16 protein-coding genes are annotated in these 19,225 nt (G+C 34.9%); 6 read left to right on the plus strand and 10 right to left on the minus strand.

Annotated features, from left to right (window positions below; all coding sequences use genetic code 11):
• Nucleotides 1-3 precede the first annotated feature (3 nt).
• The 3 genes from ACODSI_RS06320 to ACODSI_RS06330 are packed head-to-tail and all read left to right on the plus strand — an operon-like array spanning nucleotide 4 to nucleotide 2,095.
• Entirely contained in the window at nucleotides 4-651 is a 648-nt protein-coding gene (locus ACODSI_RS06320) for a hypothetical protein (protein ID WP_488915991.1), read from the plus strand.
• On the plus strand, nucleotides 633-1,430 hold the full coding sequence (locus ACODSI_RS06325; RefSeq protein ID WP_488915992.1) for a sensor histidine kinase: 798 nt from the start codon (nucleotides 633-635) through the stop codon (nucleotides 1,428-1,430). Before ACODSI_RS06320 ends, ACODSI_RS06325 begins: the two co-directional genes overlap by 19 nt.
• 11 nt (nucleotides 1,431-1,441) lie before the next feature.
• Nucleotides 1,442-2,095 (plus strand): response regulator, encoded by a 654-nt coding sequence (locus ACODSI_RS06330; RefSeq protein ID WP_488915993.1) that lies wholly within the window; start codon nucleotides 1,442-1,444, stop codon nucleotides 2,093-2,095.
• Here the strand turns inward: ACODSI_RS06330 and ACODSI_RS06335 are convergent.
• Nucleotides 2,092-2,673, minus strand: a complete 582-nt coding sequence (locus ACODSI_RS06335) for a ribosome-inactivating family protein (protein WP_488915994.1) — start codon at nucleotides 2,671-2,673, stop codon at nucleotides 2,092-2,094. The genes ACODSI_RS06330 and ACODSI_RS06335 overlap by 4 nt on opposite strands.
• Nucleotides 2,674-2,988: 315 nt before the next feature.
• On the opposite strand from ACODSI_RS06335, the gene ACODSI_RS06340 reads away from it, so the two are divergent.
• Nucleotides 2,989-4,254: an asparagine synthetase B gene (locus ACODSI_RS06340; RefSeq protein WP_488915995.1), complete on the plus strand. Its 1,266-nt coding sequence runs from the start codon at nucleotides 2,989-2,991 to the stop codon at nucleotides 4,252-4,254.
• Nucleotides 4,255-4,400: 146 nt separating this feature from the next.
• Here the strand turns inward: ACODSI_RS06340 and ACODSI_RS06345 are convergent, their stop codons facing one another.
• From ACODSI_RS06345 to cphA, 4 genes are all read right to left on the minus strand, one after another.
• Nucleotides 4,401-6,533, minus strand: a complete 2,133-nt coding sequence (locus tag ACODSI_RS06345) for a S9 family peptidase (protein ID WP_488915996.1) — start codon at nucleotides 6,531-6,533, stop codon at nucleotides 4,401-4,403.
• A 97-nt stretch (nucleotides 6,534-6,630) separates the two neighbouring features.
• Complete coding sequence (locus ACODSI_RS06350; protein ID WP_488915997.1) at nucleotides 6,631-8,493, minus strand: peptidase U32 family protein; 1,863 nt, start codon at nucleotides 8,491-8,493, stop codon at nucleotides 6,631-6,633.
• 177 nt (nucleotides 8,494-8,670) lie between these two features.
• Nucleotides 8,671-9,093: a hypothetical protein gene (locus tag ACODSI_RS06355; RefSeq protein ID WP_488915998.1), complete on the minus strand. Its 423-nt coding sequence runs from the start codon at nucleotides 9,091-9,093 to the stop codon at nucleotides 8,671-8,673.
• Nucleotides 9,094-9,267: 174 nt separating this feature from the next.
• Nucleotides 9,268-11,886 carry a cyanophycin synthetase gene (gene cphA, locus ACODSI_RS06360; RefSeq protein WP_488915999.1) on the minus strand — a complete coding sequence of 873 codons (2,619 nt, stop codon included), beginning with the start codon at nucleotides 11,884-11,886 and terminating at the stop codon, nucleotides 9,268-9,270.
• 354 nt (nucleotides 11,887-12,240) lie between these two features.
• Between cphA and ACODSI_RS06365 the strand changes: the two genes are divergently transcribed.
• Both ACODSI_RS06365 and ACODSI_RS06370 read left to right on the plus strand, forming a co-directional pair.
• Entirely contained in the window at nucleotides 12,241-13,113 is an 873-nt protein-coding gene (locus tag ACODSI_RS06365; protein WP_488916000.1) for a cyanophycinase, read from the plus strand.
• A gap of 92 nt (nucleotides 13,114-13,205) precedes the next feature.
• Nucleotides 13,206-14,051 carry an isoaspartyl peptidase/L-asparaginase gene (locus ACODSI_RS06370; protein WP_488916001.1) on the plus strand — a complete coding sequence of 282 codons (846 nt, stop codon included), beginning with the start codon at nucleotides 13,206-13,208 and terminating at the stop codon, nucleotides 14,049-14,051.
• Between the two features lie 55 nt (nucleotides 14,052-14,106).
• Here ACODSI_RS06370 and ACODSI_RS06375 read toward each other — a convergent pair whose 3' ends face one another.
• The 5 genes from ACODSI_RS06375 to thrS form a co-directional block, all read right to left on the minus strand.
• Nucleotides 14,107-15,537: a T9SS type A sorting domain-containing protein gene (locus ACODSI_RS06375; protein WP_488916002.1), complete on the minus strand. Its 1,431-nt coding sequence runs from the start codon at nucleotides 15,535-15,537 to the stop codon at nucleotides 14,107-14,109.
• A gap of 242 nt (nucleotides 15,538-15,779) precedes the next feature.
• Nucleotides 15,780-16,124: a 50S ribosomal protein L20 gene (rplT, locus tag ACODSI_RS06380; RefSeq protein WP_298120274.1), complete on the minus strand. Its 345-nt coding sequence runs from the start codon at nucleotides 16,122-16,124 to the stop codon at nucleotides 15,780-15,782.
• Nucleotides 16,125-16,293: 169 nt separating this feature from the next.
• A complete protein-coding gene (gene rpmI, locus ACODSI_RS06385; RefSeq protein WP_011921545.1) occupies nucleotides 16,294-16,491 on the minus strand; it encodes a 50S ribosomal protein L35 in 198 nt (65 codons plus the stop codon).
• A gap of 79 nt (nucleotides 16,492-16,570) precedes the next feature.
• A complete protein-coding gene (gene infC / locus ACODSI_RS06390) occupies nucleotides 16,571-17,119 on the minus strand; it encodes a translation initiation factor IF-3 (protein WP_488916008.1) in 549 nt (182 codons plus the stop codon).
• 22 nt (nucleotides 17,120-17,141) lie between these two features.
• Nucleotides 17,142-19,088 carry a threonine--tRNA ligase gene (gene thrS, locus ACODSI_RS06395; RefSeq protein WP_488916003.1) on the minus strand — a complete coding sequence of 649 codons (1,947 nt, stop codon included), beginning with the start codon at nucleotides 19,086-19,088 and terminating at the stop codon, nucleotides 17,142-17,144.
• Nucleotides 19,089-19,225: the final 137 nt, after the last annotated feature.

Genomic DNA, 19,225 nt, shown 5'->3' on the forward strand with positions numbered 1-19,225 from the left:
TGTATGTTTAAGATATTAGAATATGCAGCCAATATTATTTTAATCTTAAATTTTATACTTTTTCTTTCTCGATTTAATAAAGAAAGTAAGGGGTATAAAATATACACCGTTTATTTAGGAATAATTGTGGCTATCCAAATGTCTTTAAAAGTTTTTGTCCATTTTGGATATGAAAACTTAGTACTGTCGCATGCTTATTTTTCTGGACAATTCATTGCATTGAGTTTTTTTTATCTAGGATTGATGAAATTAAACTATCAAAAAAAAATTATTCAGTGGAACTTAGTTGTCACAACATTGATTGTTTTACTGACTTTAAATGTTGATAAAGACAAATGGTTTAATTTTAGTCCTACTGAGATTTTATTGACATCAGTATCAATAATTGTGTATAGTACTTTTCACTTTTATAATATGTTATCTAACAAAAAGGAATTTTATTATATTAATTGTGGAGTATTGATTTATTTATTTGGAAGTACAGTAACTTTTCTTCCGAGAAATTTACACATGAAACTCGATATGAAATTTTATGAAGTTCTTCAATTTCTGAATGTAGTTTTGTATATTTTCTATTTACTCTTTATTTTTATAGAGTGGATAAAATTAGTTAAAGCCAAAAAAAATGACCAATGGACAATAACAGACTAATTTTTTTTGATGATGAAATAGGAATTGCTATTGGTTTCATTTTTTGCACCTTTCTTTTGATGTCAATGGTGTTGATTTTATTCTTTTATTTCTCAAGAAAAAAAATCATCCAAAAGGAACTCGAGAAAAAAGATTTGGAAATTAACCACCAAAAGCATCTGCTGAGAGCTGTAATTATTACACAAGAAGACGAGAGAAAACGTATTGCACAAGATTTGCATGACGACATCAGTTCTAAATTAAACATCGTTTCGCTTAACAGTCATTTACTAAAAACGCCCAATTTATCGGAGAAAGAACTAATTGAAATAACCGATAACATCATCAATTTAACGACCAAAGCCTTAGATAATTCTCGAGCAATTGCACACGATTTATTGCCGCCTGTATTGGATAAATTTGGACTAAATGCAGCTATAGAAGAATTATGTTTAGAATTCAAAAGTTCTAAATCAGTAGAAGTGACCTATAAAAATACTATTGATTTTGCTCAATGTGGCACCGAAAAAGAATTGCATATTTTTAGAATCCTTCAAGAGCTGATGAATAATTCGTTACGTCATGGAAAAGCAACGCTCATTTCAATTCAATTTGAAAAAGTTGGGCATTCATTCGTGTTTCAATATACGGATAATGGGGTTGGTTTTGATATCCATACAAGTGACAATCAAAAAGGATTAGGCATGAAAAATATTGAGAGTAGAGTGAATTTTATCAATGGAACAATTAAAATTTCTTCGTCAATCAATAACGGAATTGCAGTGGTAATTAACTTTTAGAATTTTAATAAATGATAAATTTAGTATTAGTAGACGATGAAATTTTGTTTAGAAAAGGCATTTATTTCTTATTGCAAAGAGAAGAAAATATCAATATTCTTCACGAAGCATCTGATGGAGAAGCACTTTTAGACTATCTCAATACCGCAGAAGTAAAACCAGATATCATTTTAATGGATTTAAAAATGCCACTGTTGAATGGCGTAGAGGCTACAAAAATAATTCGAAACGATTTTCCAGAGATCAAAATTATTGCGCTCACTAGTTACAATACAGATACTTTTATTGCCAATATGATTCATGTGGGTGCTTCTTCCTATTTGGTGAAAAATGCAACGCCATCAGAGATGATTGAAACTATAAATGAAGTTGCCAACAAAGGTTTTTTCTATAATGAAAATGTCCTCAAAATTATAAACAATGGCATTTCTAAGAAGAGCAAGTCGCAATTTGATGAAGATTTTATCACCAATAGAGAAAAAGAAGTATTGCAATTGATTTGTGAACAAAAAAGCACCACCGAAATCGCCGAAAAATTATTCATAAGTCCAAGAACTGTAGAAGGCCATAGAAACAGTTTGTTGATTAAAACAGAATCGAAGAATATTGCTGGATTGGTAGTGTATGCGTTACAAAATCAAATCATAACTTTAACCGTTATTTAACTGGCTATTGAATGACCGCCCCATCCAATTATTTCAAATGAATTTGGAGTATAGGTATTCGTTGTGCCAAGAATGCTTTGGATTCCATTAGCCACGGAGCAAAATCGTATGGCTTCGCTAGAAGCAATAAATAGTCGAGCAATAGCATGATACTCTAATGCTCCAATTTGGTTTGCATCTTTACATTTATTTAAAATAACAAGGCTTTCATATAAATTAGCATCTGTGATGTTAGGTAATTCCATTGGAAATCCTAAACTTTTATACGAACCATCGATGTGCAGTTTTTGTATTTCCTTCGTGTCTTTACTTATCGAAATTTGATTGTTATCAAAAATAAATTCTCTCGATAAATGGTTCTTAAATCCCAATATGTTTAAGGAAGCCTTCATTGGCGGATTGCTGGAGTTTTGTTCTAAAGCAAAGTTCATGAACAGTTCTATCATTTCTCCTTTAGGATGAGAAACAATAATACTACGGCATACTACTCTATTTCCATTTTCCTTTATGGAATTTATAATAGATTTAATATCAGAACTATAGTCGGTTCCTGAATTAAGACGCAACGAATATTTCATGTTTTTGGATTAACTTAAAATAAATTTTACCGACAACACCAAATAGATGAGAAACATTGCTACAAATAACGATAATCCTATTTTTTTTAATATGCTCATATCTTTAAAAAAATTATGCATAATGATTAATTCATTTGTTCTCATTAGTAATGTTTTTTTGATATTCAAAAATAGACACATTAATCTATATAGATATACGTAGTTTTACGGGTTTTTAGATTTTGTTTAAAATTAAAACTTGTGGTATTTAACAAAAAATTATCTTTACCATAACTATTAAATATAGTATCTTCGAATTCAATATTATTTGCATCAATGAAAAGCATAAAATCGATTTATTTATTATTTCTGTTGCTCTGTGTAACTCAGGTTCACGCTAGTTTTATATTGTTGCCGATGGATGAAACGACGCAAAAAAATCACTTGAAAGCTTACGGAGTAACCTATTGGGCATTGGATAAAAAGTACAAAGCCAGTTGGTTGTTAAACTACCGCGGCGGTTCTTTTTTATTGCCTGATGCAGCCGAAATACGTAAAGAATGTCAAATACGTGGCGTAAGTTTTGAAATTTTATCCGATTCAGAAGAAGAAGCTATTTTGGCAGAAATATCATCTCCATCACAAAACATGGAAACGGTTATTTTAGAAAAAGCACCCAAAATTGCCGTCTATACACCCAAAGGAAAACAGCCTTGGGATGATGCAGTAACTATGGTTTTGACCTATGCCGAAATTCCGTTTACACCCATTTACGACGAAGAAGTGTTGAACGACCAATTGCTTTTGTATGATTGGTTGCACTTGCATCACGAAGATTTTACAGGTCAATATGGAAAATTTTATGGTGCTTTTCGAAATGCACCATGGTATATTGATGAAAAAAAGATGGCTGAAGATCAAGCAGCAAAATTGGGTTTTTCTAAAGTTTCTCAAGAAAAATTAGCAGTTGCCAAGAAAATTAGAGATTTCGTGATTGGTGGCGGATTTATGTTTGCCATGTGTTCGGCTACCGATAGTTTTGATATTGCTCTTTCAGCAGAAGGTGTTGATATTTGTGAACCGATGTTTGATGGCGATGACAGTGATCCTAATTATCAATCCAAAATAGATTACACCAAAACATTCGCTTTTAAAAATTATATTTTAGACAGAAAACCGGATCATTATGAATTTTCAGATATTGATATGACCGAAAAACGTAAAATTTTGATGGATAAAGATTACTTTACCTTGATGGATTTTTCGGCAAAATGGGATGTCATCCCGAGTATGTTGTGTCAAAACCACACTTCATTAGTGAAAGGATTTATGGGACAAACCACTTCGTTTGATCGTGATATGATTAAATCTAATGTATTAATTCTTGGTGAGAATGAAATTAATGGCGAAGCACGTTACATTCACGGTCAGAAAGGCAAAGGATTTTTCACTTTTTATGGTGGTCATGATCCTGAAGATTATCAACACCATGTGGGTGATGCCCCAACGGTATTGGATTTACATCCTAATTCGCCGGGTTTCCGATTGATTTTAAACAATGTATTGTTCCCAGCAGCACGAAAGAAGAAGCAAAAAACCTAATAGTTCTGTATAAAAATAAAAACCCAAATTCTGAGAAATTATCTTAGAATTTGGGTTTTTTTAGCCCTGATAGTAGCGGCATCCTTTGCTTTTTTTCTTTAAAAAAGCAAAGATATAGCGAATAGCAGGATCAGCTTCTTATCTAATTACTTATTATTTTCGATGATGTAATTCAACACTTTAGTCATCAAATGCACTCGGTCTTTTCCTTGAACATTGTGTTTTGCCATGGGATAAGGAAAGAAATCAACTTGTTTTTGCGCTTCGATAAATTTTTTCACCAACGCCAAATTGTGTTGCATCACTACCGTATCATCGCTGGTTCCGTGAATTAAAAGCAATTTTCCTTTTAGGTTGTTCACGTAATTCAGTGTGCTGGCTTCGTCAAATCCTTTTTGGTTTTCGGCAGGAGTATCCATATAGCGTTCGCCATACATCACTTCGTACCACTTCCAATCGGTTACTGGTCCGCCAGCGACACCCACTTTAAACACATCTGGTTTGCGCAACATCAAGGAAGTCGTCATGAAACCACCAAAACTCCATCCGTGAACTGCCAAACGATTGGCATCTACATAAGGCAACGCTTTCAAATACTCTACACCTTTTATTTGGTCTTCCATTTCGTTTACTCCTAAACGACCGTGAATCACACTTTCAAAAGCAAAGCCGCGATTGTCGGAACCACGATTGTCTACTGTAAATACCAAATACCCTTGTTCTGCCATCCAATACATCCACAAATTAGCACCGTCTAAAAACGAATTGGTCACCAATTGTGCGTGTGGACCGCCATATACATACACCAAAACTGGGTATTTTTTGTTCGGATCAAAATTGCTAGGTTTAATCAAACGCGTGTACAAATCGGTTGTGCCATCGGCCGCTTTGATGGTTTTGATCTCGGCAGAACCCATTTCATAACCTTCATATTTGTTTTTGCTTTCTAATAACGTAATTGCTTTTAGTTTTTTGTCGTACAATAACGATTTTGAAGGCGTATTATGATTTGAATATTCATCAAAAAACCAATTACCATCTGAGGAAACCACTACGTTATGAACTCCCAAATCTTTAGTGATTAAAGTTTGTTTTCCCTTTAAATCTACTTTGTACACCAACATGTTCATGCCGTTTTCACCAGTGGCTTTGAAATAAATCTCCGTTCCTTTTGGATTGGTTCCAATGATTTCACGAGCAGGGAAGGCATTAGCAGTTAATTGTTTGATTAATTTTCCGTCAATTGAGTAGTAGTACAGGTTTTGGAAACCGTCTTTTTCACTGAACCATACAAAATTGTTTGAAGATGCATTCGGAAAGAAAGCCTCGTGTTCTGGTTCTACCCAATTAGAGTTTTTTTCATTTAAAATGGTTCTTACATAAGCCCCAGTTTGTGCGTCATACACGTTCAAATTCATGTCGTTTTGGCCGCGATTCAATTCGGCAATCAATATGTATTTTTCGTCTGGCGTCCAAGAAAGATTGGTTAAATAATCGTCTGCATTTCCTTTTGGAGCAATGAAAACTGTTTTTCCGGTAGTCAAATTGTAAATTCCAACTCTAGGTTTTTCCGATTTTTGTCCAATCATAGGGTATTTTATGTTCACCAATTTTCCTGGAGTTTCAGTAATGTCTAACAAAGGATAATCGGCAACTTCGCTTTGGTCTTTTTGATAAAAAGCCAAATAGGATGATTTTGGTGACCAGAAAATTCCGTTATTAATTCCGAATTCGTTCCTAGAAATCGATTGTCCCGAAACGATACCTTCATTTTTTTCATTGGTAACGGTTACTTTCTCTTTGTTTTTGTTTAGGAAAAATAAATTATTACCTTCAGTAAAAGCAAGGTTTTCTTTTTTGGAATCAAAAGTTTGGTTTTCGGCTTTATCCGAAGATTCTTGAATCATCATTCCCGATTTTAACAACAGATTGTACACGTAATACTTTTCGTTTTCAGATAACATAAACGAATTAGCATCAAACCATTCCAATCCAAAAAAAGTTTTCAATTTAGTACCTAATGCGGTATTGATTTCTGTTAAGGTAACCAATTCTTTTGCTGTTTTATCGGTAGTGGAAGCCGACATCATTTTGCTCCAGCCATCGGTATAATATACATAGTTGTTGGTGTTTGGAATCCATTGAAAACCGGTTAGCTTATCAGCGCCAAACTTTCTGTTTTGCTGTAAAACGCCATCTTCTAGCGTTATTTTTTTCAATTGTGCCTGACTGCTCAAGGCAAGAAATAAACTGAAAAAGAGTATAATTTTTTTAGTCATAATGTAATTTGTTTGTTGGGATAAAGATATAAAAAAAGGACAATGCTAAGTTAGACTTAAAGCATTATCCTTTGTTACAGTTTTCTATTTTAGAAAATTAATCTTCTTCAATTTCAAATTCGGCGTCTTTTTCCCAAATTTCCATTTCACATGGTTTGCAATTGAATTTGAGTTTGTACTCCAATTCGCCTTGTTTCAATACTAAGGGTTCTTTTAATTTGGTTTCCATAGTATCGCGATGGTATTTCGGACATTTTTCCAACTCATATTTGATGCAATATTTGGTCGTCATCACACGAGATTTTCCAGGGTCCCATTGTAATTCAAAAGCTTTTTCAATTTCGGTAACACCATGGCGTTCGTAGAATTTACGAGCCAATTTGTTGGAAACATTATACATAAAATCCAATTTTTCTTCAGGATAAGGATGCGATGTTTTTACGATTTGGTGTTCTTCGCGATGGTAATTGGCCAAACGGATTTCGCTTAATTGTTCGTAAACCGTTCTTCGCATTTCGTTTATTTTGGAAATAGGAAGGAACCAATTTTTAGAAAAAACAATATCAATTTCATCGGCAGTATACGGAGTAAAACCTGTTTTAGCCAATTGTGTTTTGATGTTTTCTTCGATAGATTCGTTGTTTTTGGTCGTTTCTTTCGGATGTTCTAAAGTAACTTTGCTCACGTTTCCATCTTCATCGGTAGCAGTTAACTCAAAACCATTCTCGTTTTCAAACAACAATAGTGAAGTACTAATTTTTCGAACAGCACTGTCTTCACGTTCCACAATTTTGATGAAAGCGGCGTCGTTGTTACGGTAGATAAACGTACCATCTTTAATTTCTTTCAAAACATTTGGGTAAACCAAACCATTTTCGGCACGGTTTACATAAATACCATCCGCTTCGTTATTATCGTTAATGAAACACAGTCCGTCACCATTATTCAGCAAATGACCGTTTTCAATTTCATAAGCATTTCCTTTAGTTTGAATCAGTTTTCCAATATATTGTCCTTTTGATTTCGGACTTTCCCAAGAACCAATCGATTGATGTCTTTCGTTTACAAAATAATCAGTATAGCCACGATTGAACGTTCTATTTAAAGCAGAATCAAAGGTATACGTACATTTTCCTGACGATGCTTTGGTATATTTATCGGAGTTTTGTTCTAAAAAAGCATCCAATTTTTGACGTAAAAACGACACGTTGTTTTTTACATAGACAATGTCTTTCAGGCGGCCTTCAATTTTAAACGAACAAATTCCAGCTTCAATTAAATTCGGAATTTGATCGGAAACATCAAAATCTTTAATCGAAAGTAAGTGACTGTTTTTGATTAGTGTATCGCCATGACCATCAATTAAGTTGTAGGGTAAACGACAGTTTTGTGCACAAGAACCGCGGTTGGCAGAGCGTTCGCCATTGGCTACACTCATATAACAATTTCCACTGAAAGAAACACATAGCGCACCAGTAACAAAGAATTCCAATTCAACGTCTGAGGCTTCACTAATTTCTTTAATTTGATGCAAATTCAACTCACGCGCTAAAACCACACGTTTCATTCCGGCCTCTTTCAAGAATTTGATTTTGTGGGCATCACGATTGTTGGCTTGTGTACTGGCGTGCAGCACAATTGGTGGCAACTCCATTTCCATGATGGCCATATCTTGTACGATGAGCGCATCAACACCTATATGGTATAATTCCCAAATTAATTGACGACACGTTTCCAATTCGTTATCGTATAAAATGGTATTGATTACTACAAAAACTTGTGCATTAAATAAATGGGCATATTTTACCAATTCAGCAACATCTTCAATCGAATTGTGTGCATTGGAACGTGCACCAAACTGTGGTGCTCCTATATAAACAGCATCGGCACCACTGTTGATAGCAGCCATTCCGTGGATCAAATCTTTAGCAGGTGCTAATATTTCTATTTTCTTCTTCATACCTTGAAATTGCTTATTCGTAACGCATTGTATATGCGTTAAAAAAGTGTGCAAAGTTCTTATATTTTATTGGAGATTTCTAATCTAAAATTAAATTTTTTAGATTTAAAAAAGAAAACCTCAAATAATTAGAATTATATGAGGTTGAATTTGTGAGATAAATGGGCTTAAACTATTTTAGGCTAAACTATATTCGCTCTGTAAGTTAAGATTGTAATAACCTTTAGCTTTCTTTTTATTTAAATCAACTACAATAACTATGTAGTGATTTTCTTGTTCGGTATTGAGTAGGATGTGCTCAAATTCGTCGTTGGAGTCTCTAAAAACTTTATAGACTAATTGAGCTTCATCAATTTTTTTTGGTAAAAGTTTTATTTTTTTTAATTCATTTACAAAAGGCCAAATGTTGAACATTGTTTTTCCTTCTTTTTCAGTCGTATCAATCATGTTCTGAGTTAAAGTAGATTGATATTTCTCGTTGGAGAGTTCTTTGGCTCCTATTTTGTACTTCAATTTTCGGTACATAAAAATGATAAATATACCTACAGCAAGAACATATAAGGAAAGAAAATGAACATGGATTAATTTATCTATTGTCATGGTGAAGTAGTTTTAGTGGTTGCTAAAATATACTGCAATTTACTGAAAATAAATTACATCCTAACTGATATTAATCATTTGTATTTTAGGATTAAGAAATATTTTTAAAAATTAGAGCATAAAAAATCCCAAAACCTAATGGAATTTGGGATTTATATTATTGAAATCTAATGTCTAAACAACTTCGTTTTCTTTGTCTAAATATTCTTGAACAATATTGATGGCGTTGGTCACAACATCGCTAAGAGCAGTTATGAAGGTGCCGTCTTCTGCAGTATCAATAGCATGTTTAATAGCTTCGACTTCTTTAGAAATAATTTCATGGGTTACTGTTTTTCCAGAAGCAGCGATTCCTTCCATGATGAGACCAATAATTTCTTCTTCGGTTCTGCCACGTAAGTATTTTTCTTGACGGATGATGATGTGATCAAACATTCGAGCGGCAATAGTAGCACATTCTTTAATGTCTTCATCACGACGATCGCCAACACCTGCGATAATTCCGATTTTTTTCGTAGCCTCAACACTACTTAAATATTCTTCAACACCTTTATAACCTGCTGGATTGTGTGCAAAGTCAATCAATACTTTGAATTTTTTAAACTCAAAAATATTCATTCTACCTGGAGTTTGTGCCGCACTCGGAATGAAGGTTTGTAACGATAGACTAATGTCTTCTGTTTTGAATCCTTGAAGATAAGCCGCTAAAGTAGCTGCTAACACATTAGCAATCATGAATTTGGCTTTTCCGCCCAAAGTCAACGGTACATGTGTTGCGCGTTCTACACGAATTTTCCATTCACCTTTCTTTATTGTGATAAAACCGTTTTCATATACGGCTACAATTTTACCTTCTTTAGCAAATTGTTGTGCTTTTGGATGGTTTTCATCTAAAGAGAAATACGCTATATTACAGCTCAATTCGTTGGCTATTTTCAAACATTGTTCGTCTTCTGCATTTAAAATGGCCCAACCGTCTTTTTTAATACTTCGAACTACTGTTGCTTTCACACGAGCTAAATCATCCAAAGTATGAATGTCGGATAACCCTAAATGGTCTTCTTGAATGTTAGTAATGATTCCGATATCGCATCGGCTAAATCCTAATCCGGCACGCAGAATTCCACCACGAGCCGTTTCTAACACGGCAAATTCTACCGTAGGATCTTTTAAAATATACTCGGCAGATACTGGTCCAGTTGTATCGCCTTTTTCCATCAAGTGGTTTTGAACATAAATCCCATCCGAAGTGGTAAATCCAACGCGATACCCATTATTTTTTACAATATGTGCAATCAATCGGGTAGTGGTGGTTTTTCCGTTAGTTCCTGTAACCGCAATAATTGGAATACGGCTTGGTTTTCCTGGAGGATAGAGCATGTCAATTACTGGCGCAGCAACGTTTCTTGGCAATCCTTCGGAAGGCGCTAAGTGCATTCGGAATCCTGGAGCAGCATTTACTTCTAGAATACATCCTCCTGTTTCCTTAAGTGGTTGGGTAAGATTTTCGGCCATAATATCTACTCCGCAAATATCAAGTCCGATGACTCTTGAAATCCTTTCGCAAAGAAAAATGTTTTCAGGATGCATCAAATCGGTTACATCCACAGAGGTACCACCAGTACTTAAATTAGCAGTAGATTTTAAATAAACTACTTCATCTTTTCTCGGAACGGTTTCAAGTGTGTAACCGTATTTGTCGAGTAAGTCTTGAGTATCTCGGTCTACATCAATTTCGGTGAGCACATTTTCGTGACCATAACCTCTTCTTGGATCTCTATTGGTTTCTTCTATTAATTGTTGAATGGTATGTTTGCCGTCACCTTTTACGTGAGCTGGTTCTCTTTTGGCTGCAGCTACCAATTTGTTATCAATGATTAATACTCTAAAATCGTATCCAGTGATGAATTTTTCTACAATAACGCGACGGCTGTAATTTTTTGCATAAGCCAACCCCGAAACCGCATCTTCCCATGTTTTTACATTAATAGAAGCTCCTTTACCATGATTTCCGTCTAGTGGTTTGATTACAATAGGATACCCAATTTTTTTGATTACGGCTTCTAAATCTTCTTCATCAACACAAATTCCGCCATTGGCTACAGGAATTGAAGCCAAATCTAACATGCGTTTGGTTTCTTCTTTATTACAGGCTATGTCTACAGCAATATTACTCGTTTTACAAGTAATGGTGGCTTGAAAACGCATTTGATTTACACCATAACCCAACTGTACTAACGAATTGGTTCCTAAACGAATCCAAGGAATATCACGCGCCACAGCTTCTTCTACAATACTTCCTGTAGAAGGGCCTAGGCGCACTCGTTCGCGTATTTCTCGCATTTTTTGAATATCAGCATTAGCGTCGTATTCTGTACCTGCAATGAGTGCTTCGGCAATTCGAACGGCAGCTTCGGCGGCATACATACCTACATTTTCTTCTGTATAACTAAAAACAACATTATAGATTCCAGGAGTTTTGGTTTCGCGAGTTCTTCCAAATCCGGTTTCCATTCCGGCTAAAGTTTGAATTTCAAGAGCGATGTGTTCAATAACATGTCCCATCCAAGTACCACGATCTACTCTAGAAAAAAATCCGCCACGACAACCTTCTGAGCATCGGTGTTCAATCATTGTGGGAAACATGGCTTCAATACGTTCGCGGAACCCTTCAATTTTATTGGTTGGACGTTCTTCCATTTCTTCCAAATCCAAACGCATTTGGATTAACTTCTTTCTATGTACACTCCAAATATTTGGTCCACGTAATGCTTGAATTTTATCGATCTTCATAGTGTTATGATATTTTGTTTTGAGTTGATTGTAATGAATTTGTTAAAAATAAAAAATATTTGTTATTCTGAAACATTTTTAATGAGAAAAAGTTTGTTTTTTATTTGATTTATTAGGGTTGTATTGATTTTCAAGCAAATGTCTTTTTTGCTGGGTAGAAATAATTAAAGTATTTAAGATTTATTAGTTATGAAATTCTGAACAGAAGTGCAATACAATTGCTGCCTAGCCCTGATTGGAGTAACCCGCCATGCGGTGCGGAAAGCAGGAAAATGGTTAACAAGTAGTCGATAAGTTTCGCTTCAAAAAGTAAAAATCGTTTGGTCAATATTATGAAATAGTTATTTTTGCCTTATGAAAATACACGGAAAATTAATTATTATTGGTGGTGCTGTTGATAAAGGCAGTTTTTCTGAAACAGATTTGGATAAAAATGCCACAAAAAATTTGAATTTCTTTGAAGAAGGAATTTTGAAGCGAATCATCAAAGAATCAAAGCATAAAGAACAATCACGCATTGAAGTCATCACGACGGCTTCTAAAATTCCAAAAGAAATTGGTCCAGAATATGTTAAAGCATTGAGTTATTTAGGCGCTAATAATGTTGATGTTTTGGACATTGTACGTCGTGAAGAAGCGATGGATGAAGCAATTCTGAATCGTTTGAGAGTGGCTGATGTGGTAATGTTTACTGGTGGCGATCAGTTGCGCTTGACTTCTATTTTGGGAGGAACGCCATTTCACACCATTTTATTGGATAAATACCATAACGAAGATTTTATTTACGCAGGAACCTCTGCCGGTGCTGCTGCTGCTTCTAATAACATGATTTATCAGGGAAGTAGTAGTGAGGCTTTGTTGAAAGGTGAAGTGAAAATTACTTCGGGACTTGGGCTGATTGACGATGTGATTATTGATACCCATTTTGTACAACGTGGCCGAATTGGACGATTGTTTCAAGCGGTTGTTGGGAATCCGAAAGTATTAGGAATTGGACTTGGAGAAGATACCGGTTTGTTGATTTTGAATGGTCGTCAAATGGAAGCTATTGGTTCTGGTCTTGTAATTTTAGTGGATGGTCGAGAGGTAAAAGACACCAATTTAACCCAGGTAGAATTAGGACAACCGATTTCTATTAACCATTTGGTGACGCATGTCATGAGCAAGCACGATACCTTTGATTTGGATACGTTTAAAATGACCATTAAGTCTTCACAATACGTTTAAAAAAGTTTTTACGTTAATTTTGAAACACAAATTATAGAAATTATATAAATTTTAGAAATTTCTATAATCTGTGTTTTTTTTAATTTTATGTTATGTCTAAAATAATCATTCATGGCGGTTTTTTTTCAGAATCGTCAACCAATCATGAAACAAAAGTAGCCAAGCAAAAGGCTTTGTTGCGTATTGTAAAAGATTCTTATGAGTTTATGAAAACACATTCGGCTGTTGAAACCGTTGTTTATGCCGTTTCGTTATTAGAAGATGATGAGTTATTCAATGCAGGAATTGGTTCGCAGATTCAGAGTGATGGCAAAATTAGAATGAGCGCTTCTTTGATGGATGGAACGACTCAAAAATTCAGTGGCGTTATTAATATTGAAGAAGTAAAAAATCCGATTCAAGTAGCTTTAGAATTGATGAAAGTGGATGATAGAGTTTTGGGTGGAAGTGGCGCAACTAACTTTGCAAGACAACATGGTTTTGAAAAATTTTCGACTGAAATTCCGCAACGGCGAGCCGAATATGAAGCAAAATTAGCCGCAACGGGTACTGGAACTGTGGGTTGTGTGGCTTTGGATTCGAACGGAAATTTAGCAGCAGCAACGTCAACAGGAGGAAAAGGGTTTGAGATTCCAGGAAGAATATCTGATAGTGCTACGGTTGCTGGAAATTATGTGAACGAATTTTGTGGTGTGAGTTTAACAGGAGTAGGAGAAGATATTGTAAGTGGTGCAGTAGCGGCCAAAATTGTAACACGTGTTACGGATGGGTTTTCTTTGGAAAAAGCATTTGAGAAAACCTTTGCCGAATTGAAACCTTATGATGGTTTTGCAGGAGCAATAGGCATAGATAAACAAGGTGTTGTTTTTCATCAAGATTCACATCCTAGTATGGTTTATGCTAGCTTTGATGGAGAAAAAGAAGAAGTATTTAATTGATATGAAATAAAAAAAAACCGATACGTAATGGCATCGGTTTTTTTTATATAAGGTATTATTGTTTTATAACCTTGGCGCTAAAAGTAGTAGTGCCGGAAGTTATTGTTAAGAAATACATTCCGTTAGATTGAGCACTTAAATCTATGATATCGGTTTGAAATCCATTTGATTTAGTTGTGTTAGACTCATAAATTATTTGACCTTGGATAGTAGTAATTCTTACATTAACTGTAGAAGCATTTTCTAAAGTATAGTTTAATGTAATAGTGCTTTTCGTTGGATTTGGATACATTGTAAAGCCAGTTTTATCGAGTAGTACAGTTTGATTTGCTAAAGCAGAAGTGGGACAGCTAACCGATTGAAGTGTGTTGTTGGCTACATTGGTTCCGATTCCGAGTTCTCCTTCGAGTCCTCTTCCAGTTGACCATAATGCGGTTGAATTTTCCATAGCTAAAGAATGTGTATCTCCAGCCGAAATCGCAAACCAAGTATTACTCGTTCCTACTTGATTCAATGTGTTTGTTGCTGTATTATTCCCTAATCCTAATTGACCACTTGTGTTAAAGCCTCCTGACCAAAGTGTGTTGTCATTCTTGATGGCTAAAGAGAAATTGTTTCCAGCTGAGATTGCAATATATTGTATAACTAATCCTGCATTGCTAAAACTTATGGGTATCATTACATTTGATGTGGTATTGGTACCGTCACACAATTGTCCGTTAGTATTGTTGCCAAAAGTATTTAAGATTCCGTTGCTATCTAAAGCCATACTATGGTCAAAACCTGCTGACACCTCGACCCAATTGCTTGATGAAGAAATTATTATTGGAACTAAACTGGTAGTATAGGTTCCATCTCCCAACTGACCAAAGGTATTGTTTCCCCATGCCCAAATGAATCCGGTGTTGTCAATAGCTAGTGAATGTTGGTTTCCAGCATCTATTTTTAACCAATTATTGGCAGTTCCAACTTGTATGGGTAAATTTTGATCAACTAGGTTGTTGATTCCTAATTGTCCGGTATTGTTTAATCCCCAAGACCATAAAGTTCCGGTGGTTTTTATGGCCAAACTAAATCGGTTTCCTGCCGAAACGGAGAGCCAGTCAGTCGCAGTTCCTATTTGGGTAACATTTGGAGTAGCCGAATTGAAAAGACCGTTACCTAATTGTCCAAATTGTCCATTACCCCAAGTCCAAAGTGTTCCATTGGTTTTAACTGCTAATGAATGTACATTTCCTGCAGAAACTGTTGCCCAGTCGTTTGCCGTTCCAATTTGTGTGGGAAGATTTTGATCGGCTAAATTTCCTAGACCTAAACCCAGTCTATTGCTGTTTTGACCCCATCCCCAAAGTGTTCCGTCCATTTTTATTCCAAGAGAGAAATTTTCACCTGCAGAGACCATTCTCCAACATCCTGTGCCAGTTTGTCCAAATGATATTTGTGTTGTAATAAAGGTGAAAAATAAAAGCAGTAGTGATTTTTTCATAATTATATTATTTTAAGTTTTAATCAAATAATAATTAAAATAATATATTAAATTATTGAGTATAAAATAATATATTACAAAATATGATGAAATTATTATAATGTAAAATTATGAAATTATTAAATGCAAAATTTATTTTATATAGTTTATTTGATTTAAAGGAATATAAAACAAAAAATCCCAACCTTTCGATTGGGATTTTCTATATGTAAGTAAGTTAAACGGGTTGTACAAACGTTTTTTTATTTCACTTTTTTCACAACAGCTTTGAAAGCTTCTGGGTGATTCATTGCTAAATCTGCTAATACTTTACGGTTCAATTCGATTCCGTTTTTCTTAACTAATCCCATGAATTGAGAGTAAGACATTCCTTCTAAACGTGCTCCAGCGTTGATACGTTGAATCCATAAAGAACGGAAGTTTCTCTTGTTTTGTTTTCTATCGCGATAAGCGTAAACCATCGCTTTTTCAACTGCGTTTTTAGCTACAGTCCAAACGTTTTTACGACGACCAAAGAAACCTTTGGCTTGCTTCATTATCTTTTTTCTTCTTGCTCTTTTAGCAACTGAATTTACTGATCTTGGCATAATTTTTCTTGTGTTTTTGTAGCAGGCGTCCCGAATTTAATCAAGGGAACTTGTAGCCATACTCCAAGGTTATTAAAATTGTTTTAACCTAAAGAATTTTTAGTTATTAGTAAATAGTGATTAGTGAATAGCAAAAGCTAATTACTAAGAGCTAATTACTAGTTGCTAATTATATAATTCTTAATTGTTGTTTGATGCTTTTCTCATCTGTTTTGTGAACCAAAGCAGAATGGGTTAAAGCTAATTTACGCTTCTTAGACTTTTTAGTCAAGATGTGGCTTTTGAAAGCGTGTTTTCTCTTAATTTTTCCAGAGCCAGTAACTTTAAAACGTTTCTTAGCACTAGATTTTGTTTTCATTTTAGGCATAATTTCCCAAATTTATTTAATTTAACTTACTTACTTTATTGACACAATATTTAGGCTGTCTACTGAGACTGAATACTGCTTACTTCTTTTTCTTAGGAGCGATATACATAATCATTCTTTTGCCTTCAAGTACGGGTAAAGCTTCTACTTTTCCATGCTCTTCAAGGTCTTGAGCTAAACGTAATAATAAAATTTGTCCTTGCTCCTTGTAGATGATCGATCGACCTTTAAAAAATACAAATGCTTTCAATTTAGATCCTTCTTTTAAGAATTTCTCAGCATTTTTTCTTTTAAATTCATAATCATGCTCATCAGTTTGAGGTCCAAAACGAATCTCTTTTACCACAATTTGCGTAGATTTTGCTTTAAGCTCTTTTTCACGCTTTTTTTGCATGTAAACAAACTTTTTATAGTCTATAATTTTACATACAGGTGGTTCAGCATTTGGTGATATTTCAACCAAATCCAATTCTAATTGATCCGCAAGACGCATAGCATCCGCAGTTTTAAAAATTCCTGGTTCTACATTGTCTCCAACAAGACGTACTTCAGGCACACGAATAAAATTGTTTATTCTGTGTTCATCTTTTTTTTCTACTCGAGGTTGATACCCTCTGTTGTTTCTAATTGCTATGGCTTTATTATTTTAGTTAAACTTCAAATGTTTTTAATGTTTTGGCAATTTCTTCGTTTACAATTTTAGCAAATTCCTCAATTGTTACTGTGATATTACCTTTTCCTTCTTGACCATGACGACGAACAGATATGGTTCCGTTTTTCTCTTCTTCTTCACCTACAATCAACATGAATGGCATTTTTTGAACTTCTGCCTCTCTAATTTTCTTGCCAATTGTTTCGTTGCGGTTGTCAATTAGGGCGCGAATTTCGTGATTTTCTAGCAATTCTAAAACTTTTTTTGCATAATTTTCATATTTCTCACTCAGAGACAAGATAATAGCTTGCTCCGGCATCAGCCAAAGTGGGAAATTTCCAGCTGTATGTTCTAGTAAAATAGCAATAAATCGCTCCATCGAACCAAATGGTGCGCGGTGAATCATTACGGGTCTATGTAGTTTGTCATCAGCACCTTTATAAGTCAATTCAAAACGTTCTGGTAAGTTGTAATCTACCTGAATCGTTCCCAATTGCCAACTTCTACCAAGGGCATCTTTCACCATGAAATCCAGTTTAGGACCATAAAAAGCTGCTTCACCACTTTCAATTACATAATTCAATCCTTTGTCATGTGCTGCACTAATGATTGCTTTTTCGGCTTTTTCCCAGTTTTCAACGCTTCCTATATATTTATCTGGATTGTCTAAATCACGAACAGAAACCTGAGCAGTAAAGTTTTCAAATCCTAATGAACCAAATACATACAATACAAGGTCTATTACTTTTTTAAACTCACTATCCAATTGGTCTGGCGTACAGAATATGTGTGCGTCATCTTGTGTGAATCCTCTAACTCGTGTCAATCCGTGCAATTCACCACTTTGTTCGTATCTGTATACTGTTCCAAATTCAGCATAACGCTTTGGTAAATCTTTATAAGACCAAGGTTTTGTATTGTATATCTCACAGTGATGCGGACAGTTCATGGGTTTTAATAAAAACTCTTCGCCTTCAGCTGGAGTTGTTATGGGTTGAAAGCTGTCGGCTCCATATTTAGCATAATGCCCAGAGGTTACATAAAGTTCTTTTTGTCCAATATGTGGAGTAACAACTTGTTCGTAACCTGCTTTTTTCTGAGCTTTTTTCAAGAACTGCTCTAATCTATCTCTCAAAGCAGCTCCTTTTGGTAGCCACAAGGGTAGACCCTGACCTACTTTTTGAGAAAAAGTAAATAAATCCAATTCCTTTCCAAGCTTTCTATGATCTCGACGTTTAGCTTCTTCAAGTAGTTCAAGGTAGTCCGTCAAATCTTTTTGTTTAGGAAACGAAATTCCATAAACACGAGTTAGCTGTTTGTTTTTTTCATCACCACGCCAATAGGCTCCAGCAACACTCATGATTTTCATCGCTTTAATAATTCCAGTATTCGGAATATGTCCACCACGACACAAATCAAAAAAGTTGGCATGATCGCAAAATGTTATTGTACCGTCTTCCAAGTTAGAAATCAACTCGGTTTTGTATTCGTTATCTTTATAAGTTGCCAATGCTTCAGTTTTAGAAACAGATCGCATCTTAAATTCATGTTTCTCTCTAGATATTTCTAAAACTCTATCTTCAATAGATTTAAAGTCGGCATCAGTGATTTTGTTGTCTCCAAAATCAACGTCATAGTAAAATCCATTCTCAATAGCTGGTCCAAGAGTCAATTTAATGCCTTTAAATTTCTCTTCCAAAACCTGAGCCATAACGTGTGAGGTAGAATGCCAAAAAGCTTTTTTGCCTGCTGCGTCATTCCACGTATATAGTATAAGTGATCCGTCGGTCGTTAATTCCGTCGAAGTTTCTATTGTTGTACCATTAAAAGCAGCCGAAATTACATTTCTTGCTAATCCTTCACTGATGCTTTTTGCAACATCCATCGGAGTCGAACCGTTTGCGAACTCCTTGACCGAACCGTCAGGTAGAGTAATCTTTATCATTCCTTAAATTTTATGGACTGCAAATATATAAGATTAACGAAACACATACAATATATATAGGTATTATATAATAATAATTTTCAGCAGCGAAAGTTCAGTGCATTTTAGTGTATGTAATTCCCGCTTTCCGCTGTACA

The sequence above is a fragment of the Flavobacterium sp. FG139 genome, assembly GCF_057809695.1.